General features: G+C 43.8%; 19 protein-coding genes. 8 read left to right on the top strand and 11 right to left on the bottom strand.

The features are described 5' to 3' along the window. Positions 1-24 precede the first annotated feature (24 nt). Positions 25-978 carry a GNAT family N-acetyltransferase gene (locus A3CY_RS0101825; protein WP_018336182.1) on the top strand — a complete coding sequence of 318 codons (954 nt, stop codon included), beginning with the start codon at positions 25-27 and terminating at the stop codon, positions 976-978. On the opposite strand, the gene A3CY_RS0101820 is transcribed toward A3CY_RS0101825, so the two are convergent. From A3CY_RS0101820 to A3CY_RS20000, 10 genes are all read right to left on the bottom strand, one after another. Continuing rightward, on the bottom strand, positions 958-1,593 hold the full coding sequence (locus A3CY_RS0101820) for a LysE family translocator (RefSeq protein ID WP_018336181.1): 636 nt from the start codon (positions 1,591-1,593) through the stop codon (positions 958-960). The two genes, A3CY_RS0101825 and A3CY_RS0101820, sit on opposite strands and share 21 nt — an antisense overlap. Before the next feature lie 103 nt (positions 1,594-1,696). Beyond that, complete coding sequence (locus A3CY_RS0101815) at positions 1,697-3,037, bottom strand: PhoH family protein (RefSeq protein ID WP_018336180.1); 1,341 nt, start codon at positions 3,035-3,037, stop codon at positions 1,697-1,699. Between the two features lie 72 nt (positions 3,038-3,109). Beyond that, positions 3,110-4,483, bottom strand: a complete 1,374-nt coding sequence (gene lepB, locus A3CY_RS0101810; RefSeq protein WP_018336179.1) for a signal peptidase I — start codon at positions 4,481-4,483, stop codon at positions 3,110-3,112. A gap of 31 nt (positions 4,484-4,514) precedes the next feature. Next, positions 4,515-5,246 carry a 4-hydroxy-tetrahydrodipicolinate reductase gene (gene dapB, locus A3CY_RS0101805; RefSeq protein ID WP_026207202.1) on the bottom strand — a complete coding sequence of 244 codons (732 nt, stop codon included), beginning with the start codon at positions 5,244-5,246 and terminating at the stop codon, positions 4,515-4,517. Positions 5,247-5,343: 97 nt separating this feature from the next. After that, positions 5,344-5,697 carry a 50S ribosomal protein L20 gene (gene rplT / locus A3CY_RS0101800; RefSeq protein WP_018336177.1) on the bottom strand — a complete coding sequence of 118 codons (354 nt, stop codon included), beginning with the start codon at positions 5,695-5,697 and terminating at the stop codon, positions 5,344-5,346. A gap of 84 nt (positions 5,698-5,781) precedes the next feature. Continuing rightward, complete coding sequence (gene rpmI / locus A3CY_RS0101795) at positions 5,782-5,976, bottom strand: 50S ribosomal protein L35 (RefSeq protein ID WP_018336176.1); 195 nt, start codon at positions 5,974-5,976, stop codon at positions 5,782-5,784. Positions 5,977-6,043: 67 nt separating this feature from the next. Then, a complete protein-coding gene (gene infC / locus A3CY_RS0101790; protein ID WP_018336175.1) occupies positions 6,044-6,577 on the bottom strand; it encodes a translation initiation factor IF-3 in 534 nt (177 codons plus the stop codon). Between the two features lie 29 nt (positions 6,578-6,606). Next, a complete protein-coding gene (gene thrS / locus A3CY_RS0101785) occupies positions 6,607-8,565 on the bottom strand; it encodes a threonine--tRNA ligase (RefSeq protein WP_018336174.1) in 1,959 nt (652 codons plus the stop codon). Positions 8,566-9,068: 503 nt separating this feature from the next. After that, positions 9,069-9,704 carry a redox-sensing transcriptional repressor Rex gene (locus A3CY_RS0101780; RefSeq protein ID WP_018336173.1) on the bottom strand — a complete coding sequence of 212 codons (636 nt, stop codon included), beginning with the start codon at positions 9,702-9,704 and terminating at the stop codon, positions 9,069-9,071. Positions 9,705-9,768: 64 nt separating this feature from the next. Further along, entirely contained in the window at positions 9,769-10,143 is a 375-nt protein-coding gene (locus A3CY_RS20000) for a bactofilin family protein (RefSeq protein ID WP_018336172.1), read from the bottom strand. 371 nt (positions 10,144-10,514) lie between these two features. Here A3CY_RS20000 and A3CY_RS0101770 point away from each other — a divergent pair, with 371 nt between their 5' ends. Further along, the gene (locus A3CY_RS0101770) at positions 10,515-11,789 is read left to right on the top strand and encodes a bifunctional folylpolyglutamate synthase/dihydrofolate synthase (protein WP_026207201.1); all 1,275 of its coding nucleotides are present in this window, start codon (positions 10,515-10,517) and stop codon (positions 11,787-11,789) included. Positions 11,790-11,856: 67 nt separating this feature from the next. Here the strand turns inward: A3CY_RS0101770 and A3CY_RS0101765 are convergent, their stop codons facing one another. After that, the gene (locus A3CY_RS0101765) at positions 11,857-12,285 is read right to left on the bottom strand and encodes an META domain-containing protein (RefSeq protein ID WP_026207200.1); all 429 of its coding nucleotides are present in this window, start codon (positions 12,283-12,285) and stop codon (positions 11,857-11,859) included. 247 nt (positions 12,286-12,532) lie between these two features. Between A3CY_RS0101765 and A3CY_RS0101760 the strand changes: the two genes are divergently transcribed. From A3CY_RS0101760 to nqrF, 6 genes are all read left to right on the top strand, one after another. Next, positions 12,533-13,888 carry a Na(+)-translocating NADH-quinone reductase subunit A gene (locus A3CY_RS0101760; RefSeq protein ID WP_018336168.1) on the top strand — a complete coding sequence of 452 codons (1,356 nt, stop codon included), beginning with the start codon at positions 12,533-12,535 and terminating at the stop codon, positions 13,886-13,888. 16 nt (positions 13,889-13,904) lie between these two features. Continuing rightward, a complete protein-coding gene (locus A3CY_RS0101755; RefSeq protein ID WP_018336167.1) occupies positions 13,905-15,059 on the top strand; it encodes an NADH:ubiquinone reductase (Na(+)-transporting) subunit B in 1,155 nt (384 codons plus the stop codon). 68 nt (positions 15,060-15,127) lie between these two features. Continuing rightward, entirely contained in the window at positions 15,128-15,904 is a 777-nt protein-coding gene (gene nqrC, locus A3CY_RS0101750) for an NADH:ubiquinone reductase (Na(+)-transporting) subunit C (protein ID WP_018336166.1), read from the top strand. Further along, on the top strand, positions 15,904-16,548 hold the full coding sequence (locus A3CY_RS0101745; protein ID WP_018336165.1) for an NADH:ubiquinone reductase (Na(+)-transporting) subunit D: 645 nt from the start codon (positions 15,904-15,906) through the stop codon (positions 16,546-16,548). Before nqrC ends, A3CY_RS0101745 begins: the two co-directional genes overlap by 1 nt. 24 nt (positions 16,549-16,572) lie before the next feature. Then, the gene (nqrE, locus tag A3CY_RS0101740) at positions 16,573-17,193 is read left to right on the top strand and encodes an NADH:ubiquinone reductase (Na(+)-transporting) subunit E (protein WP_018336164.1); all 621 of its coding nucleotides are present in this window, start codon (positions 16,573-16,575) and stop codon (positions 17,191-17,193) included. Positions 17,194-17,286: 93 nt separating this feature from the next. Further along, positions 17,287-18,555: an NADH:ubiquinone reductase (Na(+)-transporting) subunit F gene (gene nqrF, locus A3CY_RS0101735; protein ID WP_018336163.1), complete on the top strand. Its 1,269-nt coding sequence runs from the start codon at positions 17,287-17,289 to the stop codon at positions 18,553-18,555. The last annotated feature ends 154 nt before the right edge of the window (positions 18,556-18,709 follow it).

Raw genomic sequence — 18,709 nt, 5'->3', positions numbered from 1 at the left:
TCTAAAATTCAAAATCTAAAATTTATGCAGCCTGTCATCTATCCTTTGGATAAAGCAAAATTGTTAGCAGAGTTAACGGAAGAAAGATTTATCCGGAAAACGAATAAAGGTAACAACGAAATATACTCGTTCAACGCTTTCAATAGCCCCAACCTGATGAGAGAAGTCGGGCGACTACGCGAATTGACATTCAGGACGGCAGGAGGCGGTACGGGCAAAGAAGTTGACATCGACCCTTTCGACATCGATCAACAAGTGCCTTATCAACAATTGATCGTGTGGGATCCCAAAGAGCAAGAAATACTCGGCGGTTACCGTTACATCCTTTGTGACAACCTCTCCTTGAATGCAGAGGGAGAGCCCAACCTTGCCACCACGGAACTATTTCGATTCTCCGAGCAATTCAAGAAAGAATACTTGACCAAGATGATAGAACTCGGGCGTTCCTTCGTCCAACCCCTGTACCAGTCTACCAAGATGGGACGAAAATCCCTTTTTGCCCTGGATAACCTATGGGATGGATTAGGAGCCCTCACCGTGGAGAACCCCAAGATGGAGTACTTCTTCGGGAAAGTCACCATGTACACCAGCTTCAACATAGAAGCCCGTGACATGATACTTTTCTTCATGCGCAAATATTTCAAGGATAACGAACGATTGGTAGAACCCATCGTTCCCCTGGAAATACATATTGACGATCGAAAACTCGGTAGCATACTTTGCGGGAATAGCTACGAGGAGGATTATAAAATACTCTCCCGTTACGTGCGGGAACACGGGGAAAACATACCTCCCCTCGTGAACGCCTACATGAGTTTGTCCCCTTCCATGAAATCATTCGGAACCGCTATCAATCCGGGATTCGGTGGTGTGGAGGAAACGGCAATCTTGATCAAAATAGATGATGTTTATGAAACGAAAAAAGCACGCCATATTTCAACATACATTCCCCGTATATTACGCTTGAGGAAGTTCTGACCCCACGGTCACGAAGATCAGGCTAATCCCGATGATGATGTAAACCAGCGACTCGATGATATGCATAATCAACGAAAAATGACTATTTTGCATCAAACGGCGGGACAATCGTTCCGCCAACAAAGCTACTAGCGAGAAAATAACAATAGCCTGTGCCATAAAAAGTACACCTAATAACAGTAACTCTCCCGCAGGATTCTCCGTCGCCGGATTAACGAACCCGGGAAAGAACGCGATAAAAAACACGAGGACTTTCGGGTTCAATATATTCATCAGAATACCTTTGCGGTATAGCTTGTACTCCGCTCCCCCGGAAGCAGGTAATTCCAAGGAATTTTCGTTACGATGCATAAAGGATTTAACACCCAAATAAATCAGGTAAGCCGCTCCAAGATACTTCAACACGGAAAAAGCCACCGGGGACTTGTATAATATCAACGAAAGTCCCAAACTAACAGCCGCAGTGTGAGCAATCAATCCGGTACACAACCCGCAGGCAAAAATGATTCCCGCTTTTTTCCCCCGGATAATACTTTGTGTGATCACAAATAAAATATCAGGTCCCGGCATCAATGTCAACGCTATTGCCGCACCCAGAAATCCCCAAATATTCATATAAAGAATCTATAAAGTCCATAAGGTCTATAAAGTCCATAAAGTTACAAAGTGTCTGCATATAGACCTTATAGACCTTACGGACTTTATAGACTTTCGACTGTTAAAGCAGATTGCTCGCGACCTCTGCCAGGTAACTCCGTTCCCCTTTTTCCAAGTGCACGTGAGCAAACATTTCTTGTCCTTGCATCCGGTCGAACAAATGTGACAATCCATTGGACTGGCGATCCAAATAAGGAGAGTCGATCTGGTCAATATCTCCCGTGAACACCATTTTCACCCCTTCTCCGGCACGTGTAATAATTGTCTTTATTTCATGCGGTGTCAAGTTTTGAGCTTCGTCCACGATAAAAAACACGTTCGATAAACTCCGCCCGCGGATATAAGCCAGCGCGGAAATCACCAGACGCTCGTCTTTCAACATATCGTCGATCAAACGATTCTCCTGACTGTGCATCGTGTAACGGTGCTTGATCACCGCCAAATTATCAAACAACGGTTGCATATAAGGACTCACCTTCTCGTTCACGTCACCCGGCAAGTACCCTAAATCTTTGTTAGACAAAGCCACGATAGGACGAGCCAGATAAATCTGCTCGAACGCTTTATTTTGTTGCAACGCTGCTGCCAACGCCAGCAAAGTCTTTCCCGTTCCAGCCTTGCCACTCAATGCCACCAAAGATATATTCGGGTTCATCAACGCGTCCAACGCGAACGCTTGCTCCGAATTCTTCGGGTAAATACCGAAAGTATTCAATTTCTCCACTTTCCGCACCACCCTCCGGGTCGGATCATAACAAGCCAACACAGAATTACTGCCGTTCTTTAATATATAATAATTATTCCCTTTGATCTCTTCCTTCGGGAAGAACGTTTCCACCGGTACCCCGGCTTCCCCGCTCTCGTAAAGTTTAGCAATCAACTCCTGGGAAAAATCCTCCCTTGTAATCACGCACTTGTTCAACGACACCTCCAAATTCTTCACCTGATCCGTCTTGTAGTCCTCTGCCAGAATATCCAAAGACCTCGCTTTCATCCTCAAATTCATATCCTTTGACACTAAAACGACCTTTTCACCCTTTCTCTTCTCTGTAATAAACGCGGCAATAGCCAATATCCGGTGATCCGGAATATCTTCACTGAACGACTCGTTTATCTTCTCGTTAAACGGCACCCCCGTCTGGATAAAAAGATTGCCTTTTCCTTTGCCTAAAGAAGCTCCCTTCACAAAGAAATCTTCTCCCGAAATCTGATCCAACTCACGCACGAACTCCCGCGCGTGGTAATTGATCTGGTCATTTCCCCTTTTAAATTTATCCAACTCCTCGAGAACCGTTATCGGGATAACGATATCATTATCTTCAAAATTGTAAATTGATCTATAATCATGTAGGATAACATTCGTATCTAATACAAACGTCTTTTTGTTTTTACTTTTTGCCATAATTGTAGTATTTTCTAAACACTGACAAGTTAGTAAATTTATTAACAAAAAAAGCGGCTAAGCCGCTTTTTTTTAATGTATAAACCGGAACATCCTGTTCCATCGTATCTTACCCAAGAAAGATTTATCCTTATCCAAGGAAAGCCAGATAAAATAAGCCTTACCCACGATATGATCCTCGGGCACGAATCCCCAGTAACGGGAGTCTGCCGAATTATGACGGTTATCCCCCATCATCCAGTAATAATCCATCTTGAAGGTATATTTATCTGCCGGACTTCCATTAATATATATCACGGAATCCTTTACTTCCAGCTTATTTTCCTCGTAAGCCCCGATAATACGCTCGTATATTGGTAAATTTTCAATTGTCAGGTCTATGGTTTCCCCCTTCTTCGGGATAGGCAGCGGACCAAAATCATCCCTCGTCCACGGGTAATTCTCGCTATACGGGAAAATTTCACCACGCTCGACTTCACGGCTAACAGAAACCACATTAGGCATCGCTTTAATCTTTTCCAACATTCCTGTTGTCAAAGGTAATTTATAAGTGTTGGCATAATAACCGATATCATCCCGGGCGATCCCCATTTCCTCCAATTTTAATTGATTAAACGGAGAATTTACCGTAATGACATAATTTTGCTGCATGGTAGCGTAATTCTCTTCTCTTTCCCCATTCACGTACAACACAGCATCCTTCATTTCCAACACATCTCCCGGCATCCCAACGCATCTCTTGATATAGTTTTCACGCTTATCTACCGGACGGGCAATAATGTTATTCGTTGCCCACATTTCTTTACGGACAATAGGTAATGCAAATTCATAAGCAACGTCTATCCCCTTCTCCATTTTCGTATCATAAATTGCTTTTTGAGTCGCACCTCGCAATCGTGAATAATAATCCGGATTTTCATTCCCCACGATCACCGTGTCCCCTGCCGGGAAATTAAACACGACAATATCGTTTCGCTTTACTTTTCCCAAACCTCCGATACGCTTGTAAGGCCACTGGATGGCTTCGGAATACGCCTTCGTGGAGCTTGTAAAGGGCAAAGTATGATGAGTGAAAGGTACAGACAAAGGAGTATTCGGCAGTTTCGGACCGTAAGCCACCTTGCTCACGAACAAGTAATCCCCCACGAGCATGGTCTTCTCCATTGAAGAAGTAGGAATCGTGTACGCCTCGAAAAAGAACATCCTAATCAACGTGGCGGCAATAATCGCGAAAATCAAAGCATCGATCCACTCGACAACCTTCGTTTGTTTTTCCACGTTCTTTTTCTTCCAGAAAGCCCAGTGCACCTTCTTTGAAATATAAATATCGAACAAAACGGGTACACCGATCAATAACCACCAACTCTGTATCCACAACGTCCACAATAAATATATAAAAAGAACTATCCCGAACTTAAACCATTTATTTGTCAATACATTTCTCATATCTTCGTTCTTAATTCTAAACTTTTATCTTTTAGTTTTTAACTTTCAACTCTAAAAGGTCATCCATTCCATAAACCCCTTTTTTCCCTGCCACAAATTCAGCTGCCATCACGGCTCCCTGGGCGAATCCGTCACGGGAAAAAGCGGAGTGATGTATCTGAATCTCATCCACGTCCGATTTATACGTCACGGAATGAATACCGGGCACTTCGCCTTCACGCTTCGCCTTGATTGGCAACTCGCGATCTTTCACTTCCCCCTCGTCTAATTTCCAACAAGAATATTTCGGATGTTCATCCAAGATTCCCTCTGCCAACGTTATCGCGGTACCACTCGGGGCATCCAATTTATGCACGTGATGTGTTTCTTCCACGAACACCTTGTAATTACCAAAACCTGCCATGGTCTTTGCCAACCAACGGTTCAAATGAAAGAATATATTCACACCTATACTATAATTGGAGGCATAAAAGAACGCCCCCCCTGTCTGCTCGCACGACTCTGTCACTTCGCCCCATCTGCCCAACCACCCGGTCGTACCGGAAATCACGGGCACACCATTACGGAAACACCAGAAATAATTATCCACGGCAACCGCAGGAGTAGTGAACTCAATCGCCACGTCCGCCTGTTTCAATTGCTCGTCCGTACACGAGGCACGATTCGTCTCATCAACCACCAGCACGATCTCGTGCCCGCGTTCCCGAGCCACCCGCTCGATCGCTTTTCCCATTCTTCCGTAACCAAGTAATGCAATCTTCATTATCCAAATAAAAAATATACCACTAAGACACAAAGATAATATTTTAATTAAAAAAAAAGGCTACCCGAGGGCAGCCTTTTCCGATATTTTATAATTACTAAGCTAACTCTTTCACTTTCGCCACTACAGCTTTGAAAGCTTCCGGTTGATTCATAGCCAAATCAGCTAAAACTTTACGGTTCATGTTTACTTCTGCTTTATGAACCAAGTTCATAAATTTGGAGTAAGTCAAACCTTCCATTCTAACCGCGGCGTTAATTCTCTGAATCCACAACGCTCTAAATTCTGATTTTTTCTTCTTTCTGTCACGGTACGCGTATGTCAAACCTTTTTCATACGTGTTTTTGGCAACCGTCCAAACATTTTTTCTTGCACCAAAGTTACCTCTGGTCTGTTTTAAAACCTTTTTTCTACGTGCTCTCGAAGCAACGGCATTTTTAGCTCTTGGCATAATTTTTCTTTTTTTTGAATGTTAGCGTTCTTTTTCAGAAACTTGTAAGGCATAACATCCTGGTTAATAACTGTCTTTAATTACTTAGATACAAAGCATCTTTCTCACGGTAGCCACGTTCGCTGGATCAACGATAGCGCTATGAGTCAAATTTCTTTTTCTCTTCGTTGCTTTTTTCGTCAAAATATGACTTTTGAAAGCATGTTTTCTTTTAATCTTCCCGGTAGCGGTCAGAACGAATCTCTTCTTCGCGCTACTTACACTCTTCATCTTTGGCATTTGTTCTAAATTTAATTGTTATCAGAATATGTAATTATAAAAATCTATCCATAATCACCGAATCCTATCATTTTTTAGGAGAAATAATCACGATCATTTTCTTTCCTTCCAACATGGGAGCGGATTCCAATTTACCGTAATCTTCCAAAGCATCGACAAAGCGTTCCAATAGGTCTGCACCTTGATCCTTGAACAGGATTGAACGTCCCTTGAAGAACACGTAGGCTCTTACCTTCGCACCTTCTTTCAAGAATTCGATAGCGTGCTTCAACTTGAAATTGAAATCATGGTCATCGGTCTGGGGTCCGAAACGAATCTCCTTCACGACCACTTTTACACTTTTGGCTTTAATCTCTTTTTGCTTTTTCTTCAGCTGGTACAGGAATTTACTGTAATCAATAACCCTGCACACAGGTGGATCAGCATTGGGAGATATCTCCACCAGATCAACTCCGGCAGCCTCGGCTAAAGCCAAAGCTTCTTTTAAAGGATAAACCCCCGGTTCCACATTCTCTCCAACGACTCTCACAGAAGCGGCTCTTATCTGCTCATTAATTCTGTGCTGTGGCTTGTCACTTTGACCTCTGCCCCTAATTTCCATTGTCCTTGCTATAATTAATCCTCCTTTTATTATTTATTTTCATTATAGATAGCATTCAACTGTGCTTCTACCTCTTTGTTAATCATTTCTGCAAACTCTTCCATTGAAACAGATCCTTTGTCACCCTCTCCCTGACGGCGCACGGAAACCTTATTTTTGTTCATTTCCTGCTCCCCGACAATCAACATATAAGGTATCTTTTTCAACTCGTTATCACGTATCTTCCGACCTATCTTCTCGTTACGGTCATCTAAAACGGTGCGAATGTCGGAATTATTTAAGAAATTTACAACTTTTTGAGCATAATCGTTGTATTTTTCACTGATCGGCAACACTACAGCCTGATCCGGAGTCAACCACAAGGGGAATTTACCACCCGTGTGCTCGATCAAAACTGCCACGAAACGCTCCATACTTCCGAACGGCGCACGGTGTATCATCACCGGGCGATGTTTCTGGTTATCAGCCCCAGTGTATTCCAAATCGAAACGCTCCGGCAAGTTGTAATCCACTTGAATCGTTCCCAACTGCCACTTCCTACCGATAGCGTCTTTCACCATGAAATCCAATTTCGGACCATAGAACGCCGCCTCGCCCAACTCGACAGTGGTTGCCAAGCCTTTCTCGGCAGCAGCCTCGATAATAGCCGTTTCCGCCTTTTCCCAGTTCTCGTCCGAACCGATATATTTTTCCTTGTTATTCGGGTCTCTCAACGACACCTGTGCCGTGAAATTCTCGAAATCCAAAGCCTTGAATATCGTGAAAATAATATCGATTACTTTCTTGAACTCGTCCTTCAACTGGTCGGGCGTACAGAACAAGTGGGCGTCATCCTGCGTGAACCCGCGTACCCTTGTCAACCCGTGCAACTCCCCGCTCTGCTCGTAACGGTAGACCGTACCGAACTCGGCAAAACGCACCGGAAGATCCTTGTACGACCGCGGCTTGAACTTGTATATCTCGCAATGATGCGGGCAGTTCATCGGTTTCAGCATAAACTCCTCGCCCTCTTGCGGGGTCGTGATTACCTGAAAACTATCTTTCCCGTATTTCTGGAAGTGACCGGATGTCTTGTACAAATTCACGTTACCGATATGCGGGGTGATTACCTGCTCGTAACCGTATTTTTTCTGCACCTTTCTCAAGAAAGCCTCCAGACGGTCGCGCAACATGGCTCCTTTCGGCAACCACATCGGCAGTCCCGATCCCACGGCTTGCGAGAACATGAACAACTCCATCTCCTTGCCGATCTTACGATGGTCACGTTTCTTAGCCTCTTCCATCAGCACGATCCACTCGTCCAGCATTTTCTGTTTCGGGAAAGTGATACCGTAAATACGAGTCAACATCTTCCTGTGCTCGTCCCCTCTCCAGTACGCTCCCGCCACGGAAGTCAACTTGATCGCCTTGATATAAGACGTATCCGGCAAGTGAGGACCGCGGCACAAGTCCGTGAAATCACCCTGACGGTAATACGTGATCGTCCCGTCTTCCAAATCATTGATTAACTCTACTTTATATGTTTCGTCAAGCGATGAAAAATGATTCAACGCCTCTTGCTTGCTAACGTCTATCCTGCAATATTCCTCGTTTCTCCTTGCCAACTCCAACATTTTCTTCTCGATCTCCACCAAATCTTTCTCTTGGATGGCAACCCCTTCCCCGGGATCCACGTCATAGTAGAAACCATTCTCGATAGCGGGTCCGATACCGAACTTGATATTCGGGTAAAGAGCCTGCAAAGCTTCTGCCATAAGGTGTGCAGATGAGTGCCAGAAAGCATGGCGTCCCTCTTCATCGTCCCATGTATACAGCTTAATCTCGGAGTCTGTCGTTATCCCGCGTGTCAAGTCCCACGTGACACCATTTACGGATATTGACAATACTTCCTTAGCCAGCTTATGGCTAATCGACTTAGCTATGTCCATGCCGGTAACCCCGGACTCGAACTCTTTTACATTCCCATCGGGAAATTTAATCTTTACCATTCTGCTTTCTTTTAGTTTATTACTCTTTGTAATTTACAAGCTGCAAAGATACTAAAAAACATCGAAATAACAAAGAAAGAATCCAGCAGAATCAAGGCTAATTAAATGCAACAAACCCGATTCGTTCAAAAAAAGCGACCTTATTGGAAAACCAAATAAAAAAGTATACTTTTAACGGTCAATTTTTCAGTAAAGGACATCCCGTGTCCTATCGAGATTATACCCAAATCAGTTCTAAAAAAGATATTTCAACGAGATTTTATTGAAACTTTCTTGGCACCAACTCCCATTCAACTCCTATTCAACTCCCATTCAACCTCTATTATAATAGAAAAAGTATAGGCTTTTATTAGGATTTGAATAAAATTTGATATATGTATACACACAAGTATCTACCAGTAATATAGAAACCATATTACTGACTACGGTAGAAACACCCTAGGAGCAGTTACTGAACACGCCCTATAAAGTCATCTATTCTCTGGTAAAACAACAACTTACTTTTATTCCTGCCCGTGTAATTTATTGAACAGGATTGCCAGATTCGTGTAAATCGTACTATTTTGGACGGCAATATGCGAAGGAACTTTAATACGTGCAGGGGTAAAATTCCAAATGGCTTTGATGCCCCACGCTACCATTAAGTCAGCAATCGCTTGCGCACAATCCGCCGGAACGGTGATGATCCCGATTGCCACGTTGCATTCGGCTGGCATACCACGGAATTGGTCGATATGAAATATTTCCACGTCATTGATTTTCGTACCGATCTTTGATTTATCCACATCGAAAGCCTTTTGGATATTCAGCCCGAAATTTCTCAATCCTTTATCCTGCAACAAGGCACCTCCCAACGAGCCGGCACCCACGAGAAAAGCGTTATTCATTTTATTAAACCCGAGAAAATCATCCAGAATCTCCACAAAATTGTCCACCTCGTACCCCACCCGCGTCTTGCCGGATATGCCCGTATGTGATAAATCTTTCGTCACCTGCGTGGCGTCTATTTCCATGTATTCGGCTATTCTAGTCGATGACACGTACTTCTCCCCCTGCTTTTGCAAGGTCTTCACGAATGAAAGATATGCTGGCATTCGCCTTAAAACCGGAACCGGAACAACTTTACTATCATTAGCCATATAACGTCAATAATTTCCTTGCAAAATTACATTTTTTCATCGAAAACGATATAAATAATCTACATTATTTCTTTTCGCCTCTACCAGAGGGCAAAACTTCGTTCTTCCCGGACATCATTCTGCTCTCCCCGTTGAACGTTGCCCCCGCTTCGACGATCATCGTCACCGTGGTTATCGTTCCTTTCACTATCGAATTTTTTCTCAACACGACCGTTCCCGAAGACACGATTTCCCCTTCCACCGTCCCGTAAATGTCTATATTCGGGGAATTTACGCCCCCGGTCACCCGGGATGCCGTACCGAGTATCAAACGACCGCCGGTCTGTACCGTACCCACGAGCGTACCGTCAATCCGTATATCTTTCGTGGTTTGAACATCCCCTTCTACAATGACACTCTCGCTCAAAAGATTCAAAATTGTTTGTCCTTCTTGTCCCATAATATTTGTTTCAAATTTTAATAAATCTTACTCGTCCCAGACCTATCAACACGATTTTAGAGGTCTGAAAGTTAATGAAAATAGTTCAATATATTTCAATTTTCCCGATCGCACGAATCACGAGTCATGACGAGAGAATCTCGTATATTGGAACACACCTTCCCGAAACACACCTTCCAAAGGGAAACGACGCAAACCGTTATTTTCGGATACCCCTTTCCCATAAAAATATTTTCTTTCCTCGTTTAGAATTATTAACACGATATTATCTAATCACGCCAAGAACAACAAATTGCATCCAAGAGGATAGCTACATCATATTTTTACTACTTTTGCTCGCTCAATAACGAGAATTTGCTAAACACGAAGATATGAACTACAATGAAACTTTAGAATGGTTGTTCGCCCAACTTCCCATGTACCAGCGGGAAGGGAAAGCCGCGTACAAAGCCAACTTGGATAACACGCTGAAACTGGACGAACATTTCGGCGCACCACACCGTCAATTCAAAACAATACACGTGGGAGGAACTAACGGGAAAGGTTCCGTCTCGCATATGCTCGCTTCTGTCCTGCAAACGGCTGGATATAAAACCGGGTTGTACACCTCCCCTCACCTGAAAGATTTCCGCGAACGGATTAAAATTAACGGGGAAATGATCTCCGAACAGTACGTGATCGACTTCGTGGAACAGAATAAATCATTGTTCGCGGACATCAAGCCTTCATTCTTCGAGATGACGGTAGCCATGGCTTTCAAGTATTTCGCCGACCAACAAGTGGATATAGCCGTGATCGAGGTCGGGTTGGGCGGACGGCTCGATTCCACGAATATCATCACACCCCTGGCTTCCGTGGTCACGAATATCTCGTTTGACCACATGGCTCTCCTGGGTGACACGCTGGAAAAGATTGCCGGGGAGAAAGCGGGTATCATAAAACCGGATGTACCTGCCATTATCGGGACAAGGGACGCCGCAACAGATTTCGTTTTTACCCACAAAGCCCAGGAATGCGGAACCTCTATCGATTTCGCCTCGGACAACTGGAGTGAAGAACGCACCCCGGACAACACCTACAATTTAAAAAACAAGCAAGGAGTCAAGTTCAACGACCTGCACCCGGATTTGAAAGGTTTATACCAACGTAAAAATATTCCCACGGTGATCGAAACGATCCTGCACTTGCGGGAACAAGGAATAAAAATCACAGACCAAGCAGTACACGAGGGTATAGCAAACACGATTCGCTATACAGGCTTGCTCGGGCGCTGGCAAGAGCTATCCCGCACCCCTTACACGGTTTGCGACACGGGGCATAACATTGACGGGCTGACGGAAATCGTGGCTCAACTGAAGACGTGCAAATACGAGCGACTCCATTTCGTCATGGGTATGGTGAATGACAAAGACGTGGACAGCGTGCTGCATATTCTGCCGAAAGACGCAATTTATTATTTCTGCAAAGCATCTATCCCCAGGGCTATGGATGAACACATACTGGCAGAAAAGGCGGCAGACAATGACCTCCACGGCAAAACATACCCGACCGTAGCGAAAGCATACGCAGCTGCAAAAGAAGCGGCAAATCAGAATGATATGATCTATATCGGTGGCAGTACGTTCGTGGTGGCGGAAGTGGTATAAAGGCAATTAAAAAGGGCTTCCCGGTACCGGGAAGCCCTTTTTCTATCACGAAAAATCAAACTATAAACTATTTCTTTTTATCTGTTTTTTCCTCTTGCGCTTTAAAAACAGCTATCACGTTATTAGCATCTTTCAAAGTTAACTTGTCATTCTTGATCACAAAACTCTTTGAATCCTCCAACACCTTGAAAAAAGAGGTTTCGACATCCATATCGGGACAAGCCATTTTCGTTGCTCCCATCCCGCTAAAAGTTAATTCCGACTCGTTCCGCTCGTAGGTACCAAAAAAGCGATTGCATCCGGCTTTCCCGGATACCCTTTTTTCCTTGCCGTCAAACGTAAGGAAAACTTCACTCTCCGCTTCCTTGAACTTAATTTCTTTGCCGTTCAGGCTTTCCGCAATCCATTTCACGCCGGTCAAGGATACGCTCTCCTTGGCGGATTTACAGGATATTGCCAGAACTGTTATTAAACAACATACTATCATACCTTTCATAACTCGATCACTATTTTGAATATATAATCAATTAATCATTTTTCTCCCTATCCTAACAAATACTATGCCAAACAGGTATCCCCTTCTTGGGTATCCAGCGCTAAAAAAAGCATTCTATTGCAAGAATTAACTTTTGAATTACTGAATAAATTCAATAATTGATTATATATTTGCACGTATTTTTAAAACACCATATTTATGGGTGAAATAGAAATAATTATCTACATATCAAAAATATAATAAAACAATGTCCAAGGTGATAAAACTGAAAAAAGGCCTTGATATCAAGTTAAAAGGAGAAGCGGAAAACGTGGTGCGAAACGTGGAGAAATGTAATCTCTATGCATTAAAACCGACAGACTTCCGTCTACTTACCCCAAGACTTGCAGTAAAGGTAGGCGATCAAGTGAAAGCGGGCGATGTATTATTTATTAATAAATACAGACCCGAAGTGAAATTCACGGCACCTGTCAGCGGTACTATTGAAGCTGTAAACAGAGGTGAGAGAAGAAAATTACTGGAAGTTGTTATCAAAGCGGATGATCAAATCCAATACAAGGATTTCGGAAGCGCTGACGTGAACCAACTTTCAAGAAAAGAAATCATCGAGAAACTTCTCGACAGCGGTGTTTGGCCTATGATCAAGCAACGTCCGTACGACATCATCGCTAATCCGGAAGATATGCCGAAAGCGATATTCGTATCCGGATTTGATTCTGCACCCCTTGCCCCGGATTTTGATGTAACCCTGGCAGATGAGTTTTCCGCACTTCAAGCCGGAATCGATTGCTTAAAAAAATTGTGCGAGAAAAATGTCAACCTTAATTTAAGAGCTGGAACCCCTTCCACTTCTATCTTCACGAAACTGAAAAACGTGGAGATAAACTATTTCTCCGGACCACATCCGGCAGGGAATGCGGGTATCCAAATCCATCACTTGAACCCGATCAACAAAGGAGACATCGTGTGGGTGGTAAACGCCATGGATCTTGCTATTATCGGACGAATATTCACCAGCGGCAAGTTCGATGCCCGGAAAACAATCGCGGTTGCCGGTTCCGAGGTTGAGAAACCCGCTTATTTCAAGACCATCATGGGTGCCCAAATCGGATGCATCGTGAAAGGCAACTTGAAAAATCAAGTACACCAGCGTATCATATCCGGGAACGTGCTCACGGGATATAAAGTGAGCGAAGACAATTTCCTCGGGTATTACAACAATATGGTAACGGTCATTCCGGAAGGTGATAATTATGAATTTTTAGGTTGGGCAACGCCGGGCTTCAATAAATTCTCGATTTCAAAGACCTTCCCGTCATTCCTGTGCCCGAACAAGAAATACGCGCTGGACGCCAACTACCACGGGGAAGAAAGAGCCTTCGTGGTTACCGGACAATACGAGAAAGTGCTTCCCATGGATATTCTGCCCGTGTACTTGCTGAAAGCGGTATTGGCTGAAGACCTGGACAAAATGGAGCAGCTCGGAATGTACGAGATTGCACCGGAAGACATGGCTTTGTGTGAATTCGTTTGTACCTCCAAAACACCCGTGCAGGAGATAGTGGAACAAGGTATAGAGTTAATGATTAGAGAACTGAATTAAATCATAAATTATAAAGATGAATTTCTTACGCAAATATTTAGACAAACAGAAACCCAAATTTGAAAAGGGCGGCAAGCTACAAAAGCTTCACTCCGTTTTCACAGGTTTCGAGTCTTTCCTTTTCGTGCCCAATCGCACGACGAGTTCTGGGTGTAATATCAGAGATGCTATCGACCTGAAAAGAACCATGATTATCGTGGTGCTGGCATTAGTACCCGCCCTGTTGTTCGGTATCTTTAACGTGGGATTCCAGCATTTCAAAGCTATAGGAACATTAGCCGACACGGGCTACATCGAGATGTTCTTCTACGGGCTCTGGAGGGTGTTACCCATGATCGTCGTTTCCTACGTGGTAGGTCTGGCAATAGAGTTTGCCGCCGCCCAGATCAGGGGACACGAGATCAACGAGGGGTTCCTCGTATCGGGATTATTGATCCCGATGGTTATGCCGGTTAACGCACCCCTTTGGATGGTAGGAGTATCTACCGCCTTCGCCGTGATTATCGGTAAAGAAATCTTCGGGGGAACCGGTATGAATATTTGGAATCCGGCTTTATTAGCCCGTGCATTCTTTTTCTTCTCCTACCCTTCCATGATTTCGGGAGATAAGGTCTGGATTGCCGGAATGCCTGACGGATTCTCACAAGCAACCCCGCTGGCAGAAGCCTCACAAGGAATTCCTGCCACCTACGACATGGCTTCCATGTTCTGGGGATTGATACCGGGATCTATCGGAGAAACTTCAACATTCTGTATTTTACTGGGTGCCATTCTATTGATCGCGACCGGAATCGGTAGCTGGAAAATCATGCTTTCCACGTTCGTCGGCGGATACTGCATGGCTTTATTACTTGCCTACACGTTGCCAGAAACGAACCCCTACGCATCCATTACCCCGATCTCACATCTGATCATGGGAGGCTTTGCTTTCGGAGCCGTATTTATGGCAACTGACCCCGTAACCTCAGCCCAAACGGAAAGAGGAAAATGGATATACGGATTTATCCTGGGTGTTATGGCAATCCTGATTCGTACACTGAACCCCGGTTACCCGGAAGGTATGATGCTTGCTATTCTGTTGATGAATACCTTTGCCCCGCTTATCGACTGGTTCGTGGTTCAAGGAAATATCAAACGCAGACTTAAGAGAGCTAAACAATTTCAGATTTAAGATTTCATGATTTCAGATTACAAAACATTCATAAATCATAAATCGTAAATCACTAAATCTTTAAAGAGATGAACAAACAAGGAAATACATATACCTTTATTTATTCCATCGTTTTGGTTGTCGTGGTTGCGGCTCTGTTAGCCGTGGTATCTCTTTCACTGAAACCACTTCAAGATGAGAATATAGAGAACGAAAAAAGACAGAATATCCTGAGTTCCGTGAATATTAGTTCCACTCCCGAGACATCGGCTGAATTGTTCAAGAAAATTATCAAGAAACAATTCATCCTGAATTACAAAGGAGAAGCTATCGAAGGGGACGCTTTCAACGTGGATATTCCGACGGAAGGCAAGAAACTTCAGAAAGCTATCAAAAATAGTCCTGAACTTCAAAAAGCACTGAAAGACGGACGTATGATTTCAGAATCAATAAAAGACGCCAAAGCCCTCGCGGAGATCAAATTCCCCGTGTTCGTGGCTGACGTCGACGGAGCTGTCAAATACATTCTTCCCGTTTATGGGGTTGGACTTTGGGGACCGATTTGGGGATACCTTTCATTGAACGAGGACAAGAATACCGTTTACGGCGTGCTGTTCGACCACAAGGGAGAAACCCCCGGTTTGGGAGCTGAAATAACTACACCAAAATTCCAAAAACCGTTTAGCGGAAAAACAATCTTCGATAATTCCACCTTGAAATCAATTACCGTGAAAAAAGGCGGTAACGCGACAGGCGCTCATGAAGTGGATGCCATCTCAGGAGGAACGATCACGTCAAAAGGCGTAGAAACGATGATTGCTGATTATTTAAAATGTTACGAACAATTCTTAAAACAAATACAGTAATGAGCGATAAAGAAACATTATTTTCAGCAAAGAACCGGGGATTATTACTCGGTCCCTTGAGCAAAGACAACCCGGTTTTGGTACAGATATTGGGTATATGTTCTGCTCTTGCCGTAACAGCCAAATTAGAGCCTGCTATCGTGATGGCACTCTCGGTAACGGCAGTAACGGCATTCTCTAACGTGATTCTTTCGCTATTGAGAAATACAATCCCTACCCGGATCCGTATCATCGTGCAATTGGTAGTGGTTGCCGCACTGGTAATCATCGTAGACCAAGTACTGAAAGCGTACGCTTACGAAGTGAGCAAGCAGTTGTCCGTGTTTGTCGGATTGATTATCACGAACTGTATTATCATGGGACGTATCGAGGCTTTCGCCCTAGCCAACAAGCCGTGGCCTTCTTTACTCGACGGTATTGGCAACGGTCTGGGATACGGTCTGGTTCTCGTGATCGTGGCATTCTTCCGTGAATTACTAGGTTCCGGAACATTGTTCGGATTCAAGGTAATACCTCAAATATTCTATGATTGGGGATACCAGAACAACGGTTTGATGATCCTTCCCCCGATGGCTTTGATGCTGGTCGGATTGATTATCTGGGTTCACCGTGCAAAGAACAAAGATTTGATAGAACAGAAATAGTGAACTAAAAACTGAAATAAGGATATGGAAAATCTATTAAATATATTTGTCCGGTCTGTATTTATCGATAACATGATCTTCGCTTACTTCTTGGGTATGTGTTCATACCTCGCCGTATCGAAGACCGTGAAAACTTCATTCGGATTGGGTATAGCCGTTGTATTCGTGCTATTGATTACTGTCCCGGTAAACTATCTTTTGGATAATTTCGTGCTAAAAGCTGGAGCCTTAACCTGGTTGCTGGGCGAAAGCGCCGCGAACATCGACTTGAGCTTCTTGAGCTTTATCATGTTTATCGCAGTCATTGCCGCCATCGTGCAATTGGTTGAAATGGTGGTTGAGAAATTTGCCCCTGCACTCTATAACCAGTTAGGAATCTTCCTTCCGTTGATCGCCGTAAATTGTGCTATCATGGGAGCCTCTTTGTTCATGCAAGAAAGAGGATACGCTAACATTGGGGAAGCTACCGCTTTCGGTTTAGGTTCGGGTATCGGTTGGTTACTCGCTATCGTGGGTATCGCGGCTATACGTGAGAAACTGAAATATTCTAACATTCCCGCACCGCTTAGAGGTATCGGTATTACCTTTATCGTGACCGGATTGATGGCTATTTCATTCATGAGTTTCTTGGGTATCAACCTGTAAAAGAATTCAGTGATTTACGGATTGCCGATTCGGAGATTATAATCACAGAATCTAAAATCACGAAATCATGTAATCATTAAATCTAAAATTAAGATGATGTTATTATTAATAGATACAACAATTATCCTATCGGGAATTATCGTGTTTCTTCTTGTAACACTGGTTCTCGTGGGGATGCTCTTGTTCGCGAAAGCTAAACTGACCCCCAAAGGAGAGGTGAAGGTGAGCATCAACCAGGGCGAAAAAGAATTAGTAACCGAACCGGGAGCCTCGCTTCTTGCCACTCTCGGAAATAATAAAATATTCCTCCCCTCCGCTTGTGGAGGAAAAGGATCTTGCGGTATGTGCCGTTGCCAAGTTGAATCTGGGGCTGGGTCTATACTCCCCACGGAAACCGGGTTCTTCTCCTACAAACAACAACACGAGAACTGGCGCCTTGCTTGCCAGGTGAAGGTGAAGGAAAACATCGAGATGAAAGTACCGGAATCCGTTCTCGGTATCAAAAAATGGGAATGTGAAGTGGTTTCCAATAGAAACATTTCTACCTTCTTGAAAGAATTCGTGGTAAAATTGCCGGAAGGCGAAAACTTGAATTTCAAATCAGGTGGATATATCCAAATTGACGTACCTGCCCTTGACGTGGATTTCAAAGATATGGACATTGATGAAAAATACAGGGCTGACTGGGAACGCATGAAGATGTTCGATCTGAAAATGCATAACCCGGAACCTACTTATCGTGCTTACTCCATGGCTAACTCCCCCGCGGAAGGCAATATTATCATGCTGAACATTCGTATCGCAACTCCCCCATTCGATAAAGCAATCGGAGGATTTGCCAACGTGAACCCCGGTATCTGCTCTTCTTTTATCTTCTCGCGTAAGCCGGGAGATAAGGTAAACATTTCCGGTCCTTATGGAGAGTTTTTCCTGAGAGATACGAACAACGAGATGATGTTTATCGGTGGTGGTGCCGGTATGGCTCCGATGCGTTCACATATCTTCAATTTATTCCACACGATGCACACGGATCGGAAAGTAAGTTTCTGGTACGGAGCCCGTGCCCTGCAAGAAGCCCCTTACGTGGACGAATTTAACAAGATACAAGAAGAGAACCCCAACTTCCACTGGACGTTAGCTCTCGACAGACCCGATCCCGTTGCAGATGAAGCAGGAGTAGCTTATAAACCGGGATTTGTACACCAGGTAATCTTCGAAAATTACTTGAAGAACCATGAAAACCCCGAAGATATTGAATACTATCTTTGCGGTCCTCCAATGATGATCTCGGCTGTAACCAAAATGCTGTACGATTTGGGAGTACCCGATGAAAACGTAATGTACGATAACTTCGGAGGATAAGCAGAAGTTATCATCATATAAAAGAAAAACGGACTGAATCTTTATTTCAGTCCGTTTTTTTATCCACATCCTCTCCCAGTATTACTCGTGTCAAGTATTGCTCATGTATTAATCATGTATTGATTAACCAATAGATAGTCAATACATGATCAAT

It is taken from the genome of Butyricimonas synergistica DSM 23225 (assembly GCF_000379665.1).
Classification (GTDB): Bacteria; Bacteroidota; Bacteroidia; order Bacteroidales; family Marinifilaceae; genus Butyricimonas; species Butyricimonas synergistica.
The sequence above is the reverse complement of the archived record's forward strand: the minus strand, read 5'-3'. Positions and strand labels throughout refer to the sequence as shown.

What these genes read in the sequence shown, in the direction of transcription:
- A3CY_RS0101825 (WP_018336182.1), top strand. Translation starts at nt 25, where the DNA reads ATGCAGCCTGTCATCTATCCTTTGGATAAAGCAAAATTGTTAGCAGAG.
- A3CY_RS0101820 (WP_018336181.1), bottom strand. Translation starts at nt 1,593, where the DNA reads ATGAATATTTGGGGATTTCTGGGTGCGGCAATAGCGTTGACATTGATG.
- A3CY_RS0101815 (WP_018336180.1), bottom strand. Translation starts at nt 3,037, where the DNA reads ATGGCAAAAAGTAAAAACAAAAAGACGTTTGTATTAGATACGAATGTT.
- lepB (WP_018336179.1), bottom strand. Translation starts at nt 4,483, where the DNA reads ATGAGAAATGTATTGACAAATAAATGGTTTAAGTTCGGGATAGTTCTT.
- dapB (WP_026207202.1), bottom strand. Translation starts at nt 5,246, where the DNA reads ATGAAGATTGCATTACTTGGTTACGGAAGAATGGGAAAAGCGATCGAG.
- rplT (WP_018336177.1), bottom strand. Translation starts at nt 5,697, where the DNA reads ATGCCAAGAGCTAAAAATGCCGTTGCTTCGAGAGCACGTAGAAAAAAG.
- rpmI (WP_018336176.1), bottom strand. Translation starts at nt 5,976, where the DNA reads ATGCCAAAGATGAAGAGTGTAAGTAGCGCGAAGAAGAGATTCGTTCTG.
- infC (WP_018336175.1), bottom strand. Translation starts at nt 6,577, where the DNA reads ATGGAAATTAGGGGCAGAGGTCAAAGTGACAAGCCACAGCACAGAATT.
- thrS (WP_018336174.1), bottom strand. Translation starts at nt 8,565, where the DNA reads ATGGTAAAGATTAAATTTCCCGATGGGAATGTAAAAGAGTTCGAGTCC.
- A3CY_RS0101780 (WP_018336173.1), bottom strand. Translation starts at nt 9,704, where the DNA reads ATGGCTAATGATAGTAAAGTTGTTCCGGTTCCGGTTTTAAGGCGAATG.
- A3CY_RS20000 (WP_018336172.1), bottom strand. Translation starts at nt 10,143, where the DNA reads ATGGGACAAGAAGGACAAACAATTTTGAATCTTTTGAGCGAGAGTGTC.
- A3CY_RS0101770 (WP_026207201.1), top strand. Translation starts at nt 10,515, where the DNA reads ATGAACTACAATGAAACTTTAGAATGGTTGTTCGCCCAACTTCCCATG.
- A3CY_RS0101765 (WP_026207200.1), bottom strand. Translation starts at nt 12,285, where the DNA reads ATGAAAGGTATGATAGTATGTTGTTTAATAACAGTTCTGGCAATATCC.
- A3CY_RS0101760 (WP_018336168.1), top strand. Translation starts at nt 12,533, where the DNA reads ATGTCCAAGGTGATAAAACTGAAAAAAGGCCTTGATATCAAGTTAAAA.
- A3CY_RS0101755 (WP_018336167.1), top strand. Translation starts at nt 13,905, where the DNA reads ATGAATTTCTTACGCAAATATTTAGACAAACAGAAACCCAAATTTGAA.
- nqrC (WP_018336166.1), top strand. Translation starts at nt 15,128, where the DNA reads ATGAACAAACAAGGAAATACATATACCTTTATTTATTCCATCGTTTTG.
- A3CY_RS0101745 (WP_018336165.1), top strand. Translation starts at nt 15,904, where the DNA reads ATGAGCGATAAAGAAACATTATTTTCAGCAAAGAACCGGGGATTATTA.
- nqrE (WP_018336164.1), top strand. Translation starts at nt 16,573, where the DNA reads ATGGAAAATCTATTAAATATATTTGTCCGGTCTGTATTTATCGATAAC.
- nqrF (WP_018336163.1), top strand. Translation starts at nt 17,287, where the DNA reads ATGATGTTATTATTAATAGATACAACAATTATCCTATCGGGAATTATC.